This window comes from Saccharopolyspora sp. NPDC000359 (assembly GCF_040300525.1).
GTDB lineage: Bacteria > Actinomycetota > Actinomycetes > Mycobacteriales > Pseudonocardiaceae > Saccharopolyspora.
Map to the genome: position 1 here is coordinate 1 of NZ_JBEPDU010000047.1, position 17,516 is coordinate 17,516.

Annotated in this window: 13 protein-coding genes; 5 read left to right on the top strand and 8 right to left on the bottom strand. The window is 70.7% G+C overall.

The features are described from left to right. Window positions 1-176: 176 nt before the first annotated feature. Entirely contained in the window at window positions 177-4,286 is a 4,110-nt protein-coding gene (gene eccCa, locus ABT324_RS25850) for a type VII secretion protein EccCa (RefSeq protein WP_351182714.1), read from the bottom strand. 291 nt (window positions 4,287-4,577) lie between these two features. Here eccCa and eccD point away from each other — a divergent pair, with 291 nt between their 5' ends. Continuing rightward, the gene (gene eccD / locus ABT324_RS25855; protein WP_351182716.1) at window positions 4,578-6,017 is read left to right on the top strand and encodes a type VII secretion integral membrane protein EccD; all 1,440 of its coding nucleotides are present in this window, start codon (window positions 4,578-4,580) and stop codon (window positions 6,015-6,017) included. 11 nt (window positions 6,018-6,028) lie between these two features. After that, entirely contained in the window at window positions 6,029-7,423 is a 1,395-nt protein-coding gene (gene mycP / locus ABT324_RS25860; protein WP_351182718.1) for a type VII secretion-associated serine protease mycosin, read from the top strand. 242 nt (window positions 7,424-7,665) lie between these two features. Here mycP and ABT324_RS25865 read toward each other — a convergent pair whose 3' ends face one another. The 3 genes from ABT324_RS25865 to eccB all read right to left on the bottom strand — a co-directional run bounded on the left by ABT324_RS25865 (window position 7,666) and on the right by eccB (window position 11,373). Then, window positions 7,666-9,240, bottom strand: a complete 1,575-nt coding sequence (locus ABT324_RS25865; protein ID WP_351182720.1) for a WXG100 family type VII secretion target — start codon at window positions 9,238-9,240, stop codon at window positions 7,666-7,668. 2 nt (window positions 9,241-9,242) lie between these two features. Beyond that, window positions 9,243-9,554, bottom strand: a complete 312-nt coding sequence (locus tag ABT324_RS25870) for a DUF2563 family protein (RefSeq protein ID WP_351182722.1) — start codon at window positions 9,552-9,554, stop codon at window positions 9,243-9,245. A gap of 232 nt (window positions 9,555-9,786) precedes the next feature. Continuing rightward, window positions 9,787-11,373: a type VII secretion protein EccB gene (gene eccB / locus ABT324_RS25875; RefSeq protein ID WP_351182724.1), complete on the bottom strand. Its 1,587-nt coding sequence runs from the start codon at window positions 11,371-11,373 to the stop codon at window positions 9,787-9,789. Window positions 11,374-11,547: 174 nt separating this feature from the next. On the opposite strand from eccB, the gene eccE reads away from it, so the two are divergent. After that, complete coding sequence (eccE, locus tag ABT324_RS25880; protein WP_351182726.1) at window positions 11,548-12,870, top strand: type VII secretion protein EccE; 1,323 nt, start codon at window positions 11,548-11,550, stop codon at window positions 12,868-12,870. Beyond that, window positions 12,867-13,598, top strand: coding sequence for a hypothetical protein (locus ABT324_RS25885; protein ID WP_351182728.1), 732 nt, complete (start codon window positions 12,867-12,869; stop codon window positions 13,596-13,598). Before eccE ends, ABT324_RS25885 begins: the two co-directional genes overlap by 4 nt. 281 nt (window positions 13,599-13,879) lie before the next feature. Here ABT324_RS25885 and ABT324_RS25890 read toward each other — a convergent pair whose 3' ends face one another. Beyond that, entirely contained in the window at window positions 13,880-14,341 is a 462-nt protein-coding gene (locus tag ABT324_RS25890; RefSeq protein WP_351182730.1) for a VOC family protein, read from the bottom strand. Next, window positions 14,338-14,910, bottom strand: a complete 573-nt coding sequence (locus ABT324_RS25895; protein WP_351182732.1) for a DinB family protein — start codon at window positions 14,908-14,910, stop codon at window positions 14,338-14,340. The genes ABT324_RS25890 and ABT324_RS25895 overlap by 4 nt, the downstream gene beginning before the upstream one ends. Before the next feature lie 120 nt (window positions 14,911-15,030). Here ABT324_RS25895 and ABT324_RS25900 point away from each other — a divergent pair, with 120 nt between their 5' ends. Continuing rightward, on the top strand, window positions 15,031-15,996 hold the full coding sequence (locus ABT324_RS25900; protein WP_351182734.1) for a helix-turn-helix transcriptional regulator: 966 nt from the start codon (window positions 15,031-15,033) through the stop codon (window positions 15,994-15,996). 89 nt (window positions 15,997-16,085) lie between these two features. Here the strand turns inward: ABT324_RS25900 and truA are convergent, their stop codons facing one another. Continuing rightward, a complete protein-coding gene (truA, locus tag ABT324_RS25905; RefSeq protein ID WP_502949796.1) occupies window positions 16,086-16,919 on the bottom strand; it encodes a tRNA pseudouridine(38-40) synthase TruA in 834 nt (277 codons plus the stop codon). Between the two features lie 62 nt (window positions 16,920-16,981). Further along, entirely contained in the window at window positions 16,982-17,512 is a 531-nt protein-coding gene (rplQ, locus tag ABT324_RS25910; protein WP_351182738.1) for a 50S ribosomal protein L17, read from the bottom strand. Between the last annotated feature and the right edge of the window lie 4 nt (window positions 17,513-17,516).

The window sequence follows — 17,516 nt, forward strand, 5'->3', positions numbered from 1 at the left end:
CCCAAGCCGGGCCGGTGCGGCACACCTTCCCCCCGCCACCAGCCGCACCGGCCCACCCCGGTGGCCGGGCGCGACCCCCTCCCCACGCCCGGCCACCACCCCTACAACCGAACCCGGTCAGAAAACGAAAGAACCCTCCTCGGCCGAGGCGAGGAGGGTTCTTCATGCCGTGACGATCACTCCGGCGGGATGAACGCCGTCTGGATCATCTGCGGGCCGCCCCGCAGGCTGCGGCTCACCAGGGTGCCGCGGCCCGCCGGGAGCTGGCGGGACTTGATGTTCGCCACCAGCTGGCCGTCGTCCTTGTTCGCGCTCATCGCCAGGCCCGGAGCCGACGTCTCGCGCATCTTGCCGATCAGCGGCTCGTACAACGCACGCCCAGCGCCACCGGAGTTGCGGGCCAGCACGATGTGCAGACCCACGTCGCTGGCGGTCGGGATGAACTCCGCCAGCGGCGCCAGCGGGTTGTTGCCCTGCGGTGCGACCAGCTCGTAGTCGTCGACGATGACGAACAGCTCCGGACCCTTCCACCAGGAGCGGTTCTTCAGCTGCTCCTGCGTCACGTCCGGACCCGGCAGGCGCTTCTTCAGCGACCCGACCACGTCCTTGACGTTGCCCTTGAGCTGGTCGGCACCCACCGAGTACTCCAGCAGGTGGCCGGTGTTGAGGAAGCCCAGCATCGTGCGGCGGTAGTCCACCAGCAGGATGAGCGCTTCCTTCGGCGTGTACCGCTCGGTGATGCCCTTGACGATCGTGCGCAGCAGGGCCGTCTTGCCGGACTCCCGCTCGCCGAACGCATAGAAGTTCGGCTCGGCGGCGAAGTCCAGGTACACCGGGTGCAGGCCGTCCTCGTTGATGCCGATCGGCACCAGCTTCGGGTTCGGCTGCTGCTCCGGCCGCGGCAGCTGCTGGTAGGGCAGCAGCTCCGGCAGCAGGCGGACCTGCGGCGCCGGACGGCCCTTCCAGGAGCTCTTGACCCGGTTCACGAAGTCCGCGACACCGTCGGAGACGTCGTCGTTGTAGAGCTCCCAGCCCATCCGCGGGGCGCGGACCGGCTTGCCCTCGTCGATCTCCCGCTTGACCTGCTCGATCTCCGCCTCGACGCGGTCACCGATCTTCTCGCTGTCCACGCGGGGCAGCGCGGTCAGGAAGTGCAGCTTCGAGCTGTGCATACCGCGGCCCGGCCGACCCTGCGGCACCTTCACCGCGAACTTGCGGTCGACCTCCGACTCGCTCGGGTCACCCAGCCGCAGCTCGATGCGGGTCTGCATCAGGTCCTTCATCGCCGGGCGGATCTCCGCCCAACGCGCGGCCGTGACGAACACGTGCACGCCGTAGGCCAGACCGTTCGCCGCCAGGTTCAGCACGTCCTGCTCGAGGGCCTCGAACTCCTCGCGGAACGTCCGCCACCCGTCGATGATCAGGAACGCGTCGCCGAACGGGTCGTCCTCGAACTCACCGCGGCGGCGCTTGTTCCGGTAGTCGTTCATGCCCTCGACGCCGTGCTGGGCGAAGCGGGCTTCCCGCTCGGCCAGCATCGTCTTGAGCTCGGCGATCGACCGGCGGACGGTGTCCGCGTCGCGGCGGGTGCCGTAGCCACCCATGTGCGGCAGGCCACGCAGCGCGCCGATCGAACCACCACCGAGGTCGATGCAGTAGAACTGCACCTCCTGCGGGGTGTGGGTCAGCGCCATCGAGGCGATCATCGCGCGGACCGTGTTCGACTTGCCCGCACCGACACCGCCGACGATCGCGCCGTGACCCCCCTGACCGCTCAGGTCGAGGATCATCGGGTCCTGGCGCTGGTTGTACGGCACGTCGATCAGGCCCACCGGGACCTGCAGGCGACCGCTGCCCGCGTAACCGGCGGCGGTGTAGCCGCGGTCGTCGGTCTGCTGCAGCGGCGGCAGCAGGCTGTCCAGCGTCGGCGGGGTGTCCAGCGGGGGCAGCCACACCTGGTGGGCGGGCGGGCCCTGGCCGTGCACCTTGTCGATGACGATCTGGAAGTCGGTCGGGTCGAGGTCGCTCTTCTTCTCCTCCTTGACCTCTTCGACGACCGGCTTCTCCGGCTCCTTCGGCTTCTCCACGTAGTCCGGGATGAAGAAGCGCGGCATCTTGTCACCGGTGACCGGCGAAGCAGCACCCTTGAGCGCGGGGCGCCGACCGCTGGTCTGGTGCAGGTGACCGGACACGAACGCGGCGCGGAACCGCTCCATGCCGTTGGGGTGCTTCAGGTACCCGTGACCACCGGTGGCCGGCAGGTCCGCGGCGTCCGGCACGCCGATCGCCGCGCGGGACTCGGCCGCGTTGAAGGTCTTCAGACCGATCCGGTACGACAGGTGGGAGTCCAGACCGCGCAGCTTGCCCTCTTCCAGCCGCTGGGAGGCCAGCAGCAGGTGGACCTGCAGCGATCGGCCCAGACGACCGATCATCACGAACAGCTCGGCGAAGTCCGGCTGCTGGGCCAGCAGCTCGGAGAACTCGTCGATGACCACGAACAGCGCGGGCAGCGGCTCCTGGCAGCGCTCGTCGCCAGCCTCGCCCATCTTGCGGTAGTCCCAGACGTTCTTCGCGCCCGCCTTGTTCAGGACCTCCTGGCGGCGGTTCATCTCACCGGCCAGCGCGTCCTGCATGCGGTCGATCAGCGAGCCGTCGCCCTCCAGGTTGGAGATGTTGGCCGACACGTGCGGCGCCGGGTCGAACCCGTTGAACGTCGCACCACCCTTGAAGTCGACGAGCACGAAGTTGAGCATCGACGACGAGTGGGTGGCGATCAGGCCGAGCACGATGGTGCGCAGGAACTCGGACTTACCGGAACCGGTCGCACCGATGCACAGGCCGTGCGGGCCCATACCGCCCGAGGCGGTCTCCTTGATGTCCAGGTGGACGATCTCGCCCTGCTCGCCGGGGCCGATCGCGACGCGGTACAGGTCGTCGCGGGACCGCGGCCGCCAAGCCTCGTTGAGGTCGAAGGTGACGACGTCACCGGCCAGGCCCAGCTGCTCGATGTAGTTCAGCGGCGTGGTCAGCGGCTCGTAGCCGCCGCTGTCCGCCTCCGACGCGCCCGCGCCACCGGCGACCCGGTACGGGGACAGCTGGCGGGCCAGCGCCGCGGCCTCCTCCATGGTCAGCGAGTCCGGCTTGCCGAACCACTCCACGCCGCTGCCGCCGCGGGCACCGATCCGCTCCTCCTCGACGACCATCCGCATGCCGCGGCGGGCGGTGAGCTGGCCGAGCAGGTCGGACAGGTCGATCATGGTGACACCCGCGAGGCCGCCCTCGACGTAGAGCGCCTCCTCGCGGCTGATCTCGGCGTCATCGATGATGATCACGATGTGCGGCTGGCCGTCCGGCGGCGCCGCGTTGCGCTGGAAGCGCGGGCGCTCGGCCAGCTGCTCGGAGAGCATCTGCTCGATCGCGGCCAGCGAACCGGCCATCAACCGCATCTGGCCGATGCCGTCGGTCTCGGTCGGGTGCTGCGCGTGCGGCAGCCACTTCACCCACTCCCACTCGGTGCGCGCGCGACCACTGCTGGCGACCGCGATCATCACGTCGTCGGGGGTGTGGAAGGCGGCCAGCTGGCACACCATCGCGCGGGCCAGCGACCGCACCAGTTCCTTGTCGCCCTGCAGGCCGACCGCGGCGAAACCGCGCAGCGAGGTGGCGATCGGCAGGTCCGGCACCAGCGAGTGCGCCCGGACGAAGCGGCGCAGCGCCAGCGTGGTGATCGGCTCCAGCTCGTCGACCGGGCCGGTCTGCGGCGGCACCAGGCGGGTCTCCAGCCGCTGCGAACCGCGACCCACGCGCACCTGGCAGAAGTCGTTGTCGTTCGGGCGTCGCTCCCACATGCGGCGGCTCGGACCGGCCGCCAGCGACCACAGGGTCTGCGGGTCCGGGTGCACCCACTCGCGCGCCAGCCGCTGCTCGTCGGCGGCCTCCCGCGCGCGGTCCCGCATCTGACCGAGGTACCGCAGGTAGTCCTTGCGGTCCTCGTTCATCTCAGCCTTCTTCTGGCTGCCTTCCTTGCCGCCACCAGCCATCATCCCGAAGGTTGAGATGAGCATCATCATCGGCATCATCATCATCATCGGGTTGTTCTGCGCCCGCTGGAGCATGAAGACCATCATTCCCAGCGAAGCGACGATCATGACGGCCGGGAGGACCTTCTGGACGATGTTGCCCGGAATCGTCCGCGGGATCTCCGGCGGTGGTTCGAGGTGCACCTCCCCGCCCGGTGGCCTGGGAGCGGCCAGGCGTGGCGTTCGCTTGAACTGCAGCGTGCTCACCGGACGCAACAACCTTTCCGTGTCAAACGTGCTCTCGATGTCGCGCCCAGCATTCTGCACAGCTGCGGCGCCACCGGCGGCGGGGTGGGAGTCGGACGTGACCAAGCAGATACGAAGTCGTTGGCACGAGTTCCGCCAAACCCGCCACCCCTCGACGGTCGGTGTGGCCATACTAGGGGCGCTCTCCGACCGGGCGGGTGGGTTTCGGAAGAAAAACCGGTCTTGGTTGGATCGAGCCCCAGACCGACAAATGAACGCAAGGCAATCAACCTCAGGGAGTAGGGGGCCCAAGTGGCGACCGGGACCACGGTGTTCAGCCGCGTGACGGTGGTGGCGCCTACAACTCGCATCGACCTGGCGCTGCCTTCCGACGTGTCGGTGGCAGACCTGCTGCCGATGCTGCTGGAAATGGCCCGCGAGACGGCCCCGGACGGCGGTTCGCGGCACGGCGGCTGGGTCCTGGCCAGGCTTGGCGACAGCCAACCGCTCGAACCGAACCAGTCACTGTCCGCGCAGGGCATCGTGGACGGCGACATGCTGCAGCTGCGGCGCGGCGCGGACAACCCGCCGCCGCCGCTGTACGACGACGTCGTCGACGCGCTCGCCGAGGCCGAGCCCGGCAGCTACCGGCCCTGGACCAAGGAAACCGCGGCGAAGGTCGGGCACACCGCCGGTGCGCTGGCGATGATCGGCGCGGCCGCGGCGCTCGGGCTGGCCGGACCGGCCGGGCTGCTGCACAGCATGGACCTGACGACCTCCGTCGTCTACCAGATCGTGGCCGCCGTGATCGGCGTGGTCGTGGCGATCTTCGCGACCGGCGTCGGCTCCATCGTGACCCGCGCGTACGCCGCGCCGACCACCGGCACCGTGATCGCGGCCGCGGGCGGTCTGCCGTTCGCCTTCGTCGCGGGCTTCAACATCGTGCCGGGCAACGCGCTGGAACCACGGCTGTTGCTGGCCAGCGCGCTGACGCTGATCTTCGCCTCGGTGGCCATCATGGTCATCGGCGCGGGCATCGTGACGTTCATCGCCGCGGCCACCGCGGGCGCCTTCGGCACCGTGGCCTTCATCATCGCGACGCTGGTGCCGCAGGCGAACTCGGCGGGCATCGCCGCCGGTGCCGGTGCCATCGGCCTGGCGGGCATCTCGCTGCTGCCGCGCATCACCATCCAGCTCGCGAAGCTGCCGCTGCCGCACGTGCCGGGCAGCGCCGAGGACCTGAAGGAAGACACCGGCTTCCCGGACTACCGGATGATCGAGAAGCAGACCGGGCTGGCGCACCAGTACATGACCGGCCTGATCGTCGGCTGCGGCGTGGTCGCCGCCATCGGCGCCGTGGCCGCCGCGGCGTTCAACCCGATCTGGGGCGCGGCGTTCGCCGTCGTGGTCTCCGCGGTGCTGCTGCTGCGCGGTCGCAACTACGCCAACGGCAGCCAGGCGATCGCGCTGCTGTTCAGCGGTCTGCTGTCCTCGCTGGGCGTGACCATCGGCCTGCTGGCGCAGGTCGGGACGATGCCGATCGCGGTGGCTTGGGTGTTCCCGCCGCTGCTGCTGCTCGGCGTGCTGTCGATCATCTTCGGCGTGGTGTTCCCGAACAAGCGGTTCTCCCCGGTGCAGCGCCGCATGGTGGACATCCTGGAGGCGGTCCTGATCGCCCTGGTGCTGCCGCTGGCCCTGGCCGCGATGGACCTCTACATGTACATCCGCGACCTCAACATCAACTTCTTCTGAGGAGCGGCTCGATGCGCTCAAGGTTCTCCCGCAGCACGCTGCGCACTTCCGCGCTGCTCGCCGCGGTCGGTGTCCTCGCGGTCGGTGGGCCGACGGCACCCGCGATGGCGCAGACGGTCGGTCCGCCCGAGCTGGACGAGTCCCAGCAGGCCCCGCCCGGCCTGCAGAGCTACCCCACCTACGAGCAGACGCAGCAGTGCATGCAGGGCAACCCCGGCGGCGGCCTGATCGAGGAGAAGTCGTGGGCCCAGCTCGTGCTCGGGTTCGAGCGGTTCCACGATGAGGGGCTCACGGGCGCGGGCAGGTCCGTCGCGGTCATCGACACCGGCGTGAACCAGCACCGCTGGTTGGGCAACCTCCGCGACGGTGGCAGCAGCGTCCCGGGCGGTGCGCTCCAGGACTGCGACGGGCACGGCACCATCGTGGCGGGCATGATCGGGGCCGACGCGAACCCGACGCACCAGACCAGCTTCGTCGGGATCGCACCGGACGCGGCGATCGTCTCCATCCGGCAGCAGTCCGCCCTGTGGGCCGACAAGGAGTCCGGCAAGACCATCGGCGACACCCAGACCATGGCGCAGGCCATCAACCGCGCGGTGGAACAGGACGTCGACGTCATCAACATCTCCCAGTCGTCCTGCCAGCCGATCGCGCGGGCCTCCAACCCCGGCGACTCCGGCAACCAGCAGCTGCAGACCGCGGTCAAGCGCGCGTACGACGCCGGGATCGTGGTGGTCGCCGCGGCGGGCAACGTCGGCGGCACCTGCCAGAAGAACCCGACCGGCAGCCCCACCACGGCGGTGCTGCCCGCCTGGTTCGACGACTGGGTGCTCACCGTCGCCTCGGTGAACGAGCAGGGCGCGCCCTCGGAGTTCACCGTGCCGGGGCCGTGGGTGGACGTGGCCGCACCGGGCGAGAACCTCATCGCGCTCGACCCGGGGGCCGGCGGCACTGGGCTGGCCAGCCAGATCGCGCACGGCCAGGACGGGCAGATGGGTCCGATCGAGGGCACCAGCTTCGCCGCCCCGTACGTGGCCGGGCTCGCGGTGCTGATCAAGCAGAAGTACGAGGAGCAGGGCAAGCCCCTCACCGCCCAGCAGATCATGGACCGGATCAAGCAGACGGCGCTGCACCCCGGTGGTCCCGACGGGCGCAACGACATCGTCGGCTACGGCATGGTCGACGCTGAGGCCGCACTGAGCGACGTGGTCCCGGCGGAGTGGGGCAAGAAGGACCCGCCGCAGAAGCAGGCCCGCCTCGGCGCCGACGTGATCCCGCAGAAGGACTACCCGGCCCTGATCGTCGCCCTCGGCGGTGCGGGTGCGGGCATCGCAGCGATCGTCTTCACGGCCTTCCTGACCAACGCGGTCCGCAACGTCCGAGCCCGAACCCGAGGCAACGGCTAACCTCCTGACAGGAAACGGCCCGGTGTCCACTCCGGACACCGGGCCGTTCTGCACCCACCCCTCGTGAGCGGCAACGGTGGCCCCAACAACCATCCCCACTCACGACCCGAACACACCCTCTCGTCAGCGCCAACGGTGGCCCCAACAACCATCCCCACTCACGACTTCGAAGCACGACCTCGTGAGTGGCAATGGTGGTTCTTGCCACCGTCACCGCTCACGAGGTTCTGGTGCGGTTCAGATCAGCTTTTGCTTCTGGGCTTGGGAGGTGGGGCGTCGCCGACCGATGCCGTGCCGGTTCTGGGCTTGGGCGGGGGCGCGTCGCCCACCGAGGCCGTGGCCGTCTTCGGCTTGGGGGGTGGGGTTTCGCCTGCTGATGCCGTGGTTGTTCGTGGCTTGAGCTGGGGGACGTCGGTGGCTGGTGCCGGGGCTGGTTTGGGGGTTTCGTCAGCGGTCTTGGGGTGGAGGGCGTCGTCGATGGACTTGCGCGGTTTGTCGGACTGGAAGACCGAGGGGAGGTCCAGCTTGCCCTTGCGGGCCACCGGCTCCTGCGGCGGCTGATTCTGGTTCTGCGGGGAGGCGCCGAAGACCGGTGGGGCCGTTTCCGGGGGCGTGCCGAACAGCTCCTCCGGCTTGGACTTCAGGCGGGACTGGTTCTTGCGGTCCTGGCCCGCGCCCTGCGCGCCGCCCATCATCCCGCCCATCGGCATCATGCCGCCGTACATCCCGCCGGTCGCTGAGGCACCCGCACCTGCGGCGACTGCACCGCCAGCGACCGCGCCACCGGCGACCGCAGCAGCAGGCGGCGCGGCCGCCGAGGGCTCGCCGGCCGCGGTTCGGCCGCCTTCCGGCAGCGGCGCTTCAGCGGTAGCCGCGGTAGCACCACCGACCGTGCCAGCACCACCACCGCCAGCCACACCGGCGCCAGCGCCACCGCCAGTCGACCCGGCGCCAGGCGAACCAGTCTCGGCCTCGTCTCCCGTCACGCCCTCGCCGGTCTCGCCACCAACTTGACCGGCCCCGGCCTCGCCACCACCCGGGCTGGTCCCGGCCTCGCCGCCAACTTGACCGGCCCCGGCCTCGCCACCATCCGGACTGGTCCCGGCCTCGCCACCGTCCGGACCGGCCCCGGTCTCGCCACCGCCGGTTGCTCCGGGGTCACCGACTGCTCCGACGGCTTCCGCCTCGGTCGCCGCTGGGGGCGGGGTGGGGGCGTTGAAGTCCCAGGCCTGCGCGGGCATCCGGTTGTCGAACTGGACCGATCCCGTCGAGCGGCCCGCCTGCAGGTCCTCGCAGAACCGGGCGAACGCGCGATAGGTGTCCGAAATGGACTCCGCCAGCTCCAGCGCGGGCTTGGCGAGCTCGCCCAGGTGCTTGCGGGCGCGCTCAGGTCCGGCCTCGGGGTCCAGCAGCGCCGCGGACACCGAGTCCGCCGCCTCCGCGACCAGATCGCTGAGGTCGTCCACCTGCTCCTGCACGCCTTCGACGGTGTGCTCCAGCACATCCGCCAGCGCGCGCATCGCGTCGATCAGGTCGTGGCCCGCCAGCCCGACCTCCCGGATGTGCGCCAGGAAGGCGTCGGCGTCCGCGCCCTGCCAGGCCGAGTCGATGCCACCGAGGCGGCCCTGCACGTCCCCGGTCGCCTGCTCGATCGCGTCCGCGGTCTTGCGCCAGGTGCGGGCCGCCTCGCGCAGGTCCTCGTGGTGACCGACCAGGTCCGCGAGCTGCGCCGGGATCGAGTTGGCGAAGTCCAGCTCGCGTGCGGACCGCCTCAGGTAGTCGAGGTGCTCGGCCACCGCGTTCTCGTCGCGCGCCATGTTCAGCTCCCCTGCTTCCGGATCTCGACGGCGCCGTCGTCGTCGCCGCTGGTGTGGAAGTCCACGACCTCCCGCAGCTCGTCCCCGGCGCGGGTCAGCGCCTCGCTGGCGCGGCGGCTCTGGTCCACCAGCAGCTCGACCAGCCGCTGGTAGGACTCGGCGGCACCGGCGCTGCGCCCGAGCTCGCCGAAGGACTCCGGGGCCAGCTCCGCGGCGGCCAGCTCCTGCGGTGCGGTGGCGATCTCATCACCCGCCGTGCGCACTTCCCGCGCGTACGTGGCCAACCATTCGACATCGACCCGGATCCCCGACATCCGGCACCTCCCGCGTAGCTCGCTTCAAGTCGTCGGCAGCAGCGCGTGCTCCTGCTCGTGAGGCGGACATCCAACTTGCCCCGCCCCGGGTTCCCAGCGCAATGCCGCCGCCGGAAAACCCCCTACTACGACGATCCGCCCGCAGCATCACCGTTGCTGCGGGCGGATCGCTTGTTCTCTCGGACGTTCGAGCTGGCCTGTTCGGTTCCCCTCCGGCTGGGCCGGGAGCGGGTCAGCTGCCCGCTTGGGCCATCCCGGCCTGCTGCTGCGGGTTCTGCGGCGGGCGGTTCACGCCCGGCCCGACCGGGACCGCGTCGTAGGTCATGCTGGCGTTGGCCGGGTCGAGGAAGTCCCCGTTCGGCAGCACCTGCGTCAGCCAGGACGGCCCCGCCTTGATGTCACCGCCCCCGCCGATCACGCCGAGCCCCTGCGCGGTGGCGACGTCCTTGATGCCGTACTGCACGCCCTGGTCGGAGACCAGGAAGATCGGGCCGCTGTCGGCGCCTGCCTCGTTCGGCGTGCTGCGCACCACGGCCGCCTTGCCCGCCGGCATGTAGAAGTAGTCGACCTGCGGGCCGGTGCCGTCGTACTGCGCGAGCTTCACGGCCGCCTTGGCAGCCGGGGTGCCCTTGTTCAGGGTCGCCGTGATGTGCTGGTCACCGTTGACGTTCTTCCAGCTCAGGCACGAGGTGTCGGCCCGCTGGAAGCTGACCGGCTGAGGCACCGCGATCGGGTAGCCGGAGACGTTGATCTGCTCGTTCTCGTCGGCCTCCTCGGCGTCGGTGATCGCACCGGTCGCGTTCGGGATGTCCTTGCTGCCCTGCTGGTCGGCGTGCAGCACCGCCGCCGCGCCCTCGCTGATCCGCTGCTTGCCGCTGGGCAGCAGCACGTAGAACTCGTCCGGCTGGCCCGGGACCGTCCGGCGCACCACGTCGCCGACCTTGCGGTTGGTCATGTAGCCCTGCAGCGGATCACCAGCGTTCTCGATCTTCGGCACGTGCAGCGGGGCGACGTCCGGGATCGCGTTGAGCATGTTGGTGCTGATGGTCCGCGGCGTCGCGCCCCGCAGGCCGTACATGTCGCGCACGGTGGTCTCGCTGCGGTTGACCAGCGACTTGACCACGCGGGTGTGCGGCTTGCCGGGCAGGTCCTCCACCCGGTAGATCAGGTACTCGTTCTGGGACGCCGGGTCCTTGACGAACAGCGACTGGTCCGGCGCCAGCTCGGTGCCGTGGTTGCCGTCACCGCCGATCACCGTCGTCTGGACCTTGGTCGCCGCCTCCACCCGGGCGTCGTTGAGGGTGTCCTTGACCTGTCCGACGTCGCAGATCGCCCACGACGCCTCGGCGATGTTCTTCGCGTCCGGCAGGTAGGTCGGGGCGTTGACCAGGCCGGTGAGCGAACCGCGCGGGAAGTCGCCCAGCGCCGACTCCTTCACCACCGTGGTCGGGACCGCGCCGCTGCCCTGCCCGCCGCCCTGCGCCATCACCAGCAGCTTCGCCGAGGCCACGTTGAGCATCGGGATGAGCCGCTTCTCGGCCTGCTCGTCCGAGGTGACGACGAAGACAGCGCCGGTCTCCTTGCCGATGACGATGGAACCCGGCTGCGGCACCGAACCCTTGCCGCCGAACAAGCCCCACACCAGGAACCCGATGCACGCGATCGCCGCGAGCACCGCCCCGGCGATCGTGGCCCGCTTGTGCGAACCCATCGGATCGTGGAGCATCACCGCGTCTTTGCGCACCAGCGCCGACTCCATGCGTCGGAGCACGAACCGGTACGCCTGAACCTGTGACTTCGTTGTGGGTGTTGATGCCATTCTTCGCCTACAGCTCTCCCGTCCGAGGTACGGTTTCGCAGGATAGTCGCAGAGAGATGCCGAATGGGTGCGGTTCGACCGAGTCCGTCAGTATTCTCTCCACGCGGCTCATCGAAGATTCGCGTCCCGCGCGCCGAGTGCCGCACCTACCTGCGAGGGGGAGAGACCGAACGGATGTCCGTGACCACGCAACATCCGGCCCAGCCGAAAGCTCCCGGGCCCGCCAACCCGCCCCGCGCTCGCATCCGCGCGCGACGGCGGCGGATCAACGGCGTAACGCTCGGCGGCATCCCTGCGGCCAACATCGTGCTCATCGAGGTGGGCCTCGCCGTCGGGCTCATCCTGACGATCGTCGGCGCGAAGCTGGACCTGGTGCAGGTGCTGCTCCCGGTCGGTGGCGGAATCGCGCTGCTGTCGATCATCATCGCGCTGCTGCGGCGCCGCGGCCGCTGGTTCACCCAGTGGTTCGGCCTGGTCCTGGAGTACCGCGGCCGCAACCACACCCGGGTTTCCCACCCGGCCAACGTCGACGCCATGGAACCGGCCGAGGACAAGGACGGGGACGGCATCATCGGCCCGGACGAGAACCACCGCGTCGCGCTGCTGCGGCTGGTCGTCGAGGACCTGGTGATCGCCCGGACCCAGGACCACGACCGCAACCCCGTCGGCATGTCCTGGCACAACGGCAAGTGGACCGGCGTGTTGATGGTGGAGCCGCCGCCGTCGCTGCTGAACCCCGTTGACAGCGCGCCGAACCTGCCACTGGGCGTGCTCGCGCCCTGCCTGGAGGACCGCGGCGTGGTGCTCGACGCGATCCAGGTCATCTGGCACTGCTACCCGGGCAGCGCGGCACTGCCGTCGAACTCCCCGGCGCTGAACTCGTACCTGGAGGTCCTCGGTCGGCTGCCCGCGGCGGCGCGGCGCACCACCTGGATCGCGGTGCGGCTGGACCCGCAGCGCTGCGCCAAGGCGATCGGCGAGCGCGGCGGCGGCATCCTGGGTGCGCAGCGCGCGCTCATCGGTGCCATGTCGCGAGTCCGCAACGCCTTGGAGCGGCAGGGCATTCCGAGCCGCCCGCTGGACCCGGACGAGCTGCTGCAGGCCGGGATCTCCTCGGCCGAGCTGCACAACGTGCTCGGCTCGCAGCGCCCGGTCGGCCTCAAGGAGCGCTGGGACGGCGTGACCGCGGGCGGCGTCGGCCACTCCAGCTACGCCATCACCGGTTGGCCGAGCCAGATGAACGACAGCCTGAACGCGCTCACCGGCATCCGCGCGCTGTCCACCAGCATCGCGCTGTCCATCTCGCCGGTCGGCGAGGAGGGCGAGGTCGGGCTGCGCGGGCTGGTGCGGGTCAGCGCCCGGACCCCCGCCGAGCTGGACACCGCCGATGAGCGGCTGAAGGCGATCAGCAACCGACTCGGGCTGACCCTGACCCCGCTGCGCGGCTCGCAACTGGCCGGTTACGCAGCGACGCTGCCGCTCGGAGGTGCGGCATGAGCCGAAGCAGAACGATCGACGTCCCCGGCAACAAGGCGGCGGCACCGGAGTTCCTGGTCACACCGGAAACCCTGGACGCCATCGCCCCGTCCGGCGACCGCGGCGGGGTGATCATCGGCTCCGACCCGCAGAACGAGGCGGCGGCGGCGTCGATGCTGCGCCCGCATCCGACCCGCATGGTCACCGTCGGTGGCCTGTACCTCGCCCGGCAGCTGGCGCTGCGCGCGATGGCCACCGGCGCGTGGGTGATCGTGGCCACCGGGCGCCCGGGCGCGTGGAAGATGCTGGAGCGGGCGGCCGGGCAGACCCCGGACGGCAAGCCGGTGCCGCTGGTGCAGATCCGGCGGTTGGCCCCGTTCGACCTGCCGCGGTCCTCTGAGGACACCCCGCTGCTGGTGATCCACGACGGCGGCGCGGTCCCGCAGGAGCTGTTCCCGCCCCGCGCCCCGTGGCAGACGACGATGTACGTCCTGCCCTACCTGCACCCGCAGGTGAGCAGCGGCACGGCGGCGAACACGGCGGACCTGGTGCTCCTGCAGCGCCTCCCGCTGAACCAGGCCCAGCTGGCCCAGCGCATCTGGAGCCTGATGAACCCGCAGGTCCAGCAGCTGACGCAGCTCAAGGACGACCAGGTCATCGCCCTCGGCAACATGACGTGGACCATGCTCCGCCTGGTGACGAACAAGAAGGAGCAGGAGATCCTCGGCCCCATCCGCCGAGGCGACTGACCCTGAACTCCGCGGAAGAAGCCCCGGCCACCCGGCCGGGGCTTCTTCGTCTCTCCCCCTCTGCACCGGGGCGATGCGATTCCAGTGGAAATCAGGCATCAAATTCCATCGAAATCGCGGGATACCTGGACACGGTGGACGACTTGTCCAAGGTTTTGAGGTGTTGTCCACATCCTCCGGCGTGTCGCGGTCCCGACACACCGGTGTTTACAGTTTCAATTGAAACTGTAAATCTACATCGGGAGACGGAACTGCTGGAAGGCGTGGAGTGTCCGAAGTGGTCAGTCGAGGCAGAACTCGTTGCCCTCGGGGTCGGCCATCACGATGTGCCCGGCGCTGAACGGTGGGGCCGGTTCGTGGCGGCGGACCCGGGTCGCGCCGAGCGCGACGAGGCGCGCGCACTCCGCTTCCAGCGCCGCCATCCGCTCCTCGCCCTGCAACCCGGGTGCCGCGCGGATGTCGAGGTGGACACGGTTCTTGGCCACCTTGCCCTCCGGCACGCGCTGGAAGAACACCCGCGGACCACGGCCGTCCGGGTCCTCGACCGCCGACCGGGCGTTGCGCTCCTCCGCCGGAACACCCACCCGCGCGAGGAACTCGTCCCACGCGGCCAGCGGATCTTCGCCCGCCGCCAGCTCGACGCCCGGCGGACCGGGGATGACGTAGTCCAGCGCGTCACGCCAGAACACCGACAGCGCCCGCGGGTCGTGCGCGTCGAAGGTGACCTGGACCTCGCGGCTCATCGGACGTTCCCCTTCGAGTGCAGGTGGAGGTCGCGCAGCAGGCAGACCTCGGACAGGTGGTGCAGGACCTCGCGGTTGATGTGCAGGACCAGCTCCGCCATCGACCGGTCGGCGAACGGGCCTTCCGCTTCCCCACACGGTTCGGCGAGCCCGTCCTCACCGAGGGACTCGACCCCCGCCAGCCACGCGGCGAACTCCGCGTCGAGCTGGTCCAGCGCCTCGGCCGCGGTCGCCGCGTACTCGAACGACACGTAGTCGGTGGGCGTGCGCCCGAAGTGCGAGGCGTTGCGCATCGCGAGGACGCCGACGACCACGTGCCCGAGCCGCCAGGCGATGGTGGTGAACGGTGCCGGGTCGGGCGCGGGGAACGCGAACTCGATGATCATCGAGCCCGCACCGCCCTGGACCGGCGCGCTGCTGGCGCCGCGCGGACGCACGCTCCAGCAGTCGGGGACGGGTTCCCAGAAGTACTCCTCGTCGGTGAGCCCGGCGAGGCGCGGGCGCAGCTGCTCGGTCCAGTGCCAGGTGAGCTGGTCCCGCAGCAGGGGGTTCCACAGCTGGTCGGTCATGCCTAGTCGACCTCTCCACGTCGTCCAGTGGTGCCCGGGACCGAGGTCTCGGATGTCATGCGGACATCGTCACCGATATCGCGGACAGGTGCGTTCCGCGATCCGTGCGAGGATTCGCCCATGAGCGTTGCGGGGACGACCGAGCGGGTCCTGCGGCTGCTGGCGCTGCTCCAGCGGCGGCCGTCCTGGACCGCCACCGAGCTGGCCGCCGAACTCGGCGTCACCGACCGCTCGGTGCGGCGCGACGTGGAGCGCCTGCGGGCCCTCGGCTACCCCGTGCACGCGACCGCGGGCGTGGGCGGCGGCTACCAGCTCGGCGCGGGAACCCGGCTGCCCCCGCTGCTGCTCGACGACGAGGAGGCGATCGCGACGGCGGTGTCGCTGCGCATGGCCTCCGGCGGCACGGTCGCCGGCGCCGGTGAGGCGGCGCTGCGCGCCCTGGCGAAGCTCGACCAGGTGATGCCGCCGCGGCTGCGCGCCGAGGTCCGCGCGGTGCACAGCGCCACTGACACCCTCGTCGGCCCCGGCACCGAGATCGACGCGGACCTGCTGGTGACGCTCGCCCGGGCCTGCCGCGACAGCGTCCGCGTGCGCTTCCGCTACGCCGCCCGCAGCGGAGAACGCGAGCGGGCGGTCGAACCCGTCCGCATGGTCGCCACCCGCCACCGCTGGTACCTGATGGCCTTCGACGTCGACCGCGACGACTGGCGCACCTTCCGCCTGGACCGGATGCACGACGTCACGGCCACGACCTGGCACTTCCACCCCCGGGAGCACCCGGACCCGGCCGCCTACGTCCAGCACGCGACCTCCGAGGCCCCGTACCAGCACCTGGCCCGGGTGCGGCTGCGGGCCACCGCCGCCCAGGTCCGCGACCGGGTCCCGCCGCAGGTGGCGAAGGTCGAGGACGCCGAGGACGGTTGGTGCACCCTCACCGCGGGCGGCAACGACCTCACCTGGCTGGCGATGCACATCGCCGCCCTCGGCCTCGAAACCGAGGTCCTCGAACCCCCGGAACTCCGCACAACAGCCCAGCACCTGGCCGAACACCTGGCCGCCATGGCCGCGCACCCACGCACGTCCTAAGTGGGCGCTGGAGGCGGAGTTCCACTGAATCGCGTACCACCGCAGGCCATCCAGGCAAGGCGGCCCACCACGGGCAGTCCCGGGGCCGGTCAGGGGCGGGTGCGGACCGCTCGGGTCTGGGCGGCGCGGGCTTCGAGGTCCTCGTCCGCCGGGTAGTCGACCGCCGTGAGGGTCAAGCCGTGGGCGGGGGCCACTGCGGTGGTGCGGGTCTCCGAGCCGAGGACCTCGGCGGGCCAGGGGGTCCTCCGGCGGCCGTCGCCGACCATCAGGAGGGTGCCCACCAGGCTCCGGACCATCGAGTGGCAGAAGGCGTCCGCGCTCACGTGCGCGACGACCAGGTGGTCGTCGACGCGCTCCCACTCGAAGCGCTGGAGCTCGCGCACCGTCGTCGCGCCCTCGCGCGGCTTGCAGTACGCCGCGAAGTCGTTGAGGCCCAGCAGGTCTTGGGACGCCGCGTTGAGCGCGGCCACGTCCAGCGGGCGGTTCCAGGCGAGCGTGTCGCGGCGGCGCAGCGGATCAACACCCCAGGGCGCGTCCGACACCTGGTAGCGGTAGTGGCGCCGCAGCGCCGAGAAGCGGGCGTCGAAGGCCTGCGGGACCACGCGCGCGCCCAGCACCCGCACGTCCGCGGGCAGGATCCGGTTCCACCGGTGCACCATCCGCGCCAGGTCCGGAACACCCTGCGCGTCAACGGGAACCCGCCCGGCACCGGGCTCGTGGGGCACCGCGTCCAGGTGCACGACCTGCCCCGTCGCGTGCACACCGGAGTCCGTGCGACCAGCCACCACCACCGACCGCGGCACGGCCTGGCCGGGCGGCTGCTTCGCCAGCGCGTCCTCCAACAACCCCTGCACGGTGCGCTGACCCGGCTGCTTGGCCCAGCCGCAGAAGTCCGTGCCGTCGTAGGAGACGTCGAGGCGCACGCGAACGAGCCCGCCGTCCCCAGCGGAAACGGCGGGCTCGTGCACAGCACTGCGTGCCTGAATCAGGACTCGTCCTTCTTCTCGGCAGCGGTGTCCTCGGCCTTGGCCTCGGTCTCGGCGGACTCCGCCGGGGCCTCAGCAGCCTCGGTCGCCTCGGCCGCGGGGGCCTCCTCGACCTTCGGCTCGTCCTTGGCGAACTTCGTGCCGCGAGCGGCCTCCGCCTCGGTGGTGACCAGCTGCTCGGTCACCAGCGCGATGACGGCCATCTTCGCGTTGTCACCCTTGCGCGGCATCGCCTTGATGATGCGCGTGTAGCCGCCGGGGCGGTCCGCGAAGTGCGGGCCGATCTCGGCGAAGAGCTTGTGCACGACGTCCTTGTCGCGGATGGTCTTCAGGACCTCGCGACGGTTGTGCAGGTCACCCTTCTTGGCCTTGGTGATCAGCCGCTCGGCGAGCGGCCGCAGCCGCTTCGCCTTCGCCTCGGTGGTGGTGATCCGACCGTGCTCGAACAGCGCGGTGGCCAGGTTGGCCATGATGAGCCGCTCGTGCGCCGGCGACCCGCCGAGACGCGGACCCTTGGTCGGGGTGGGCATCGGT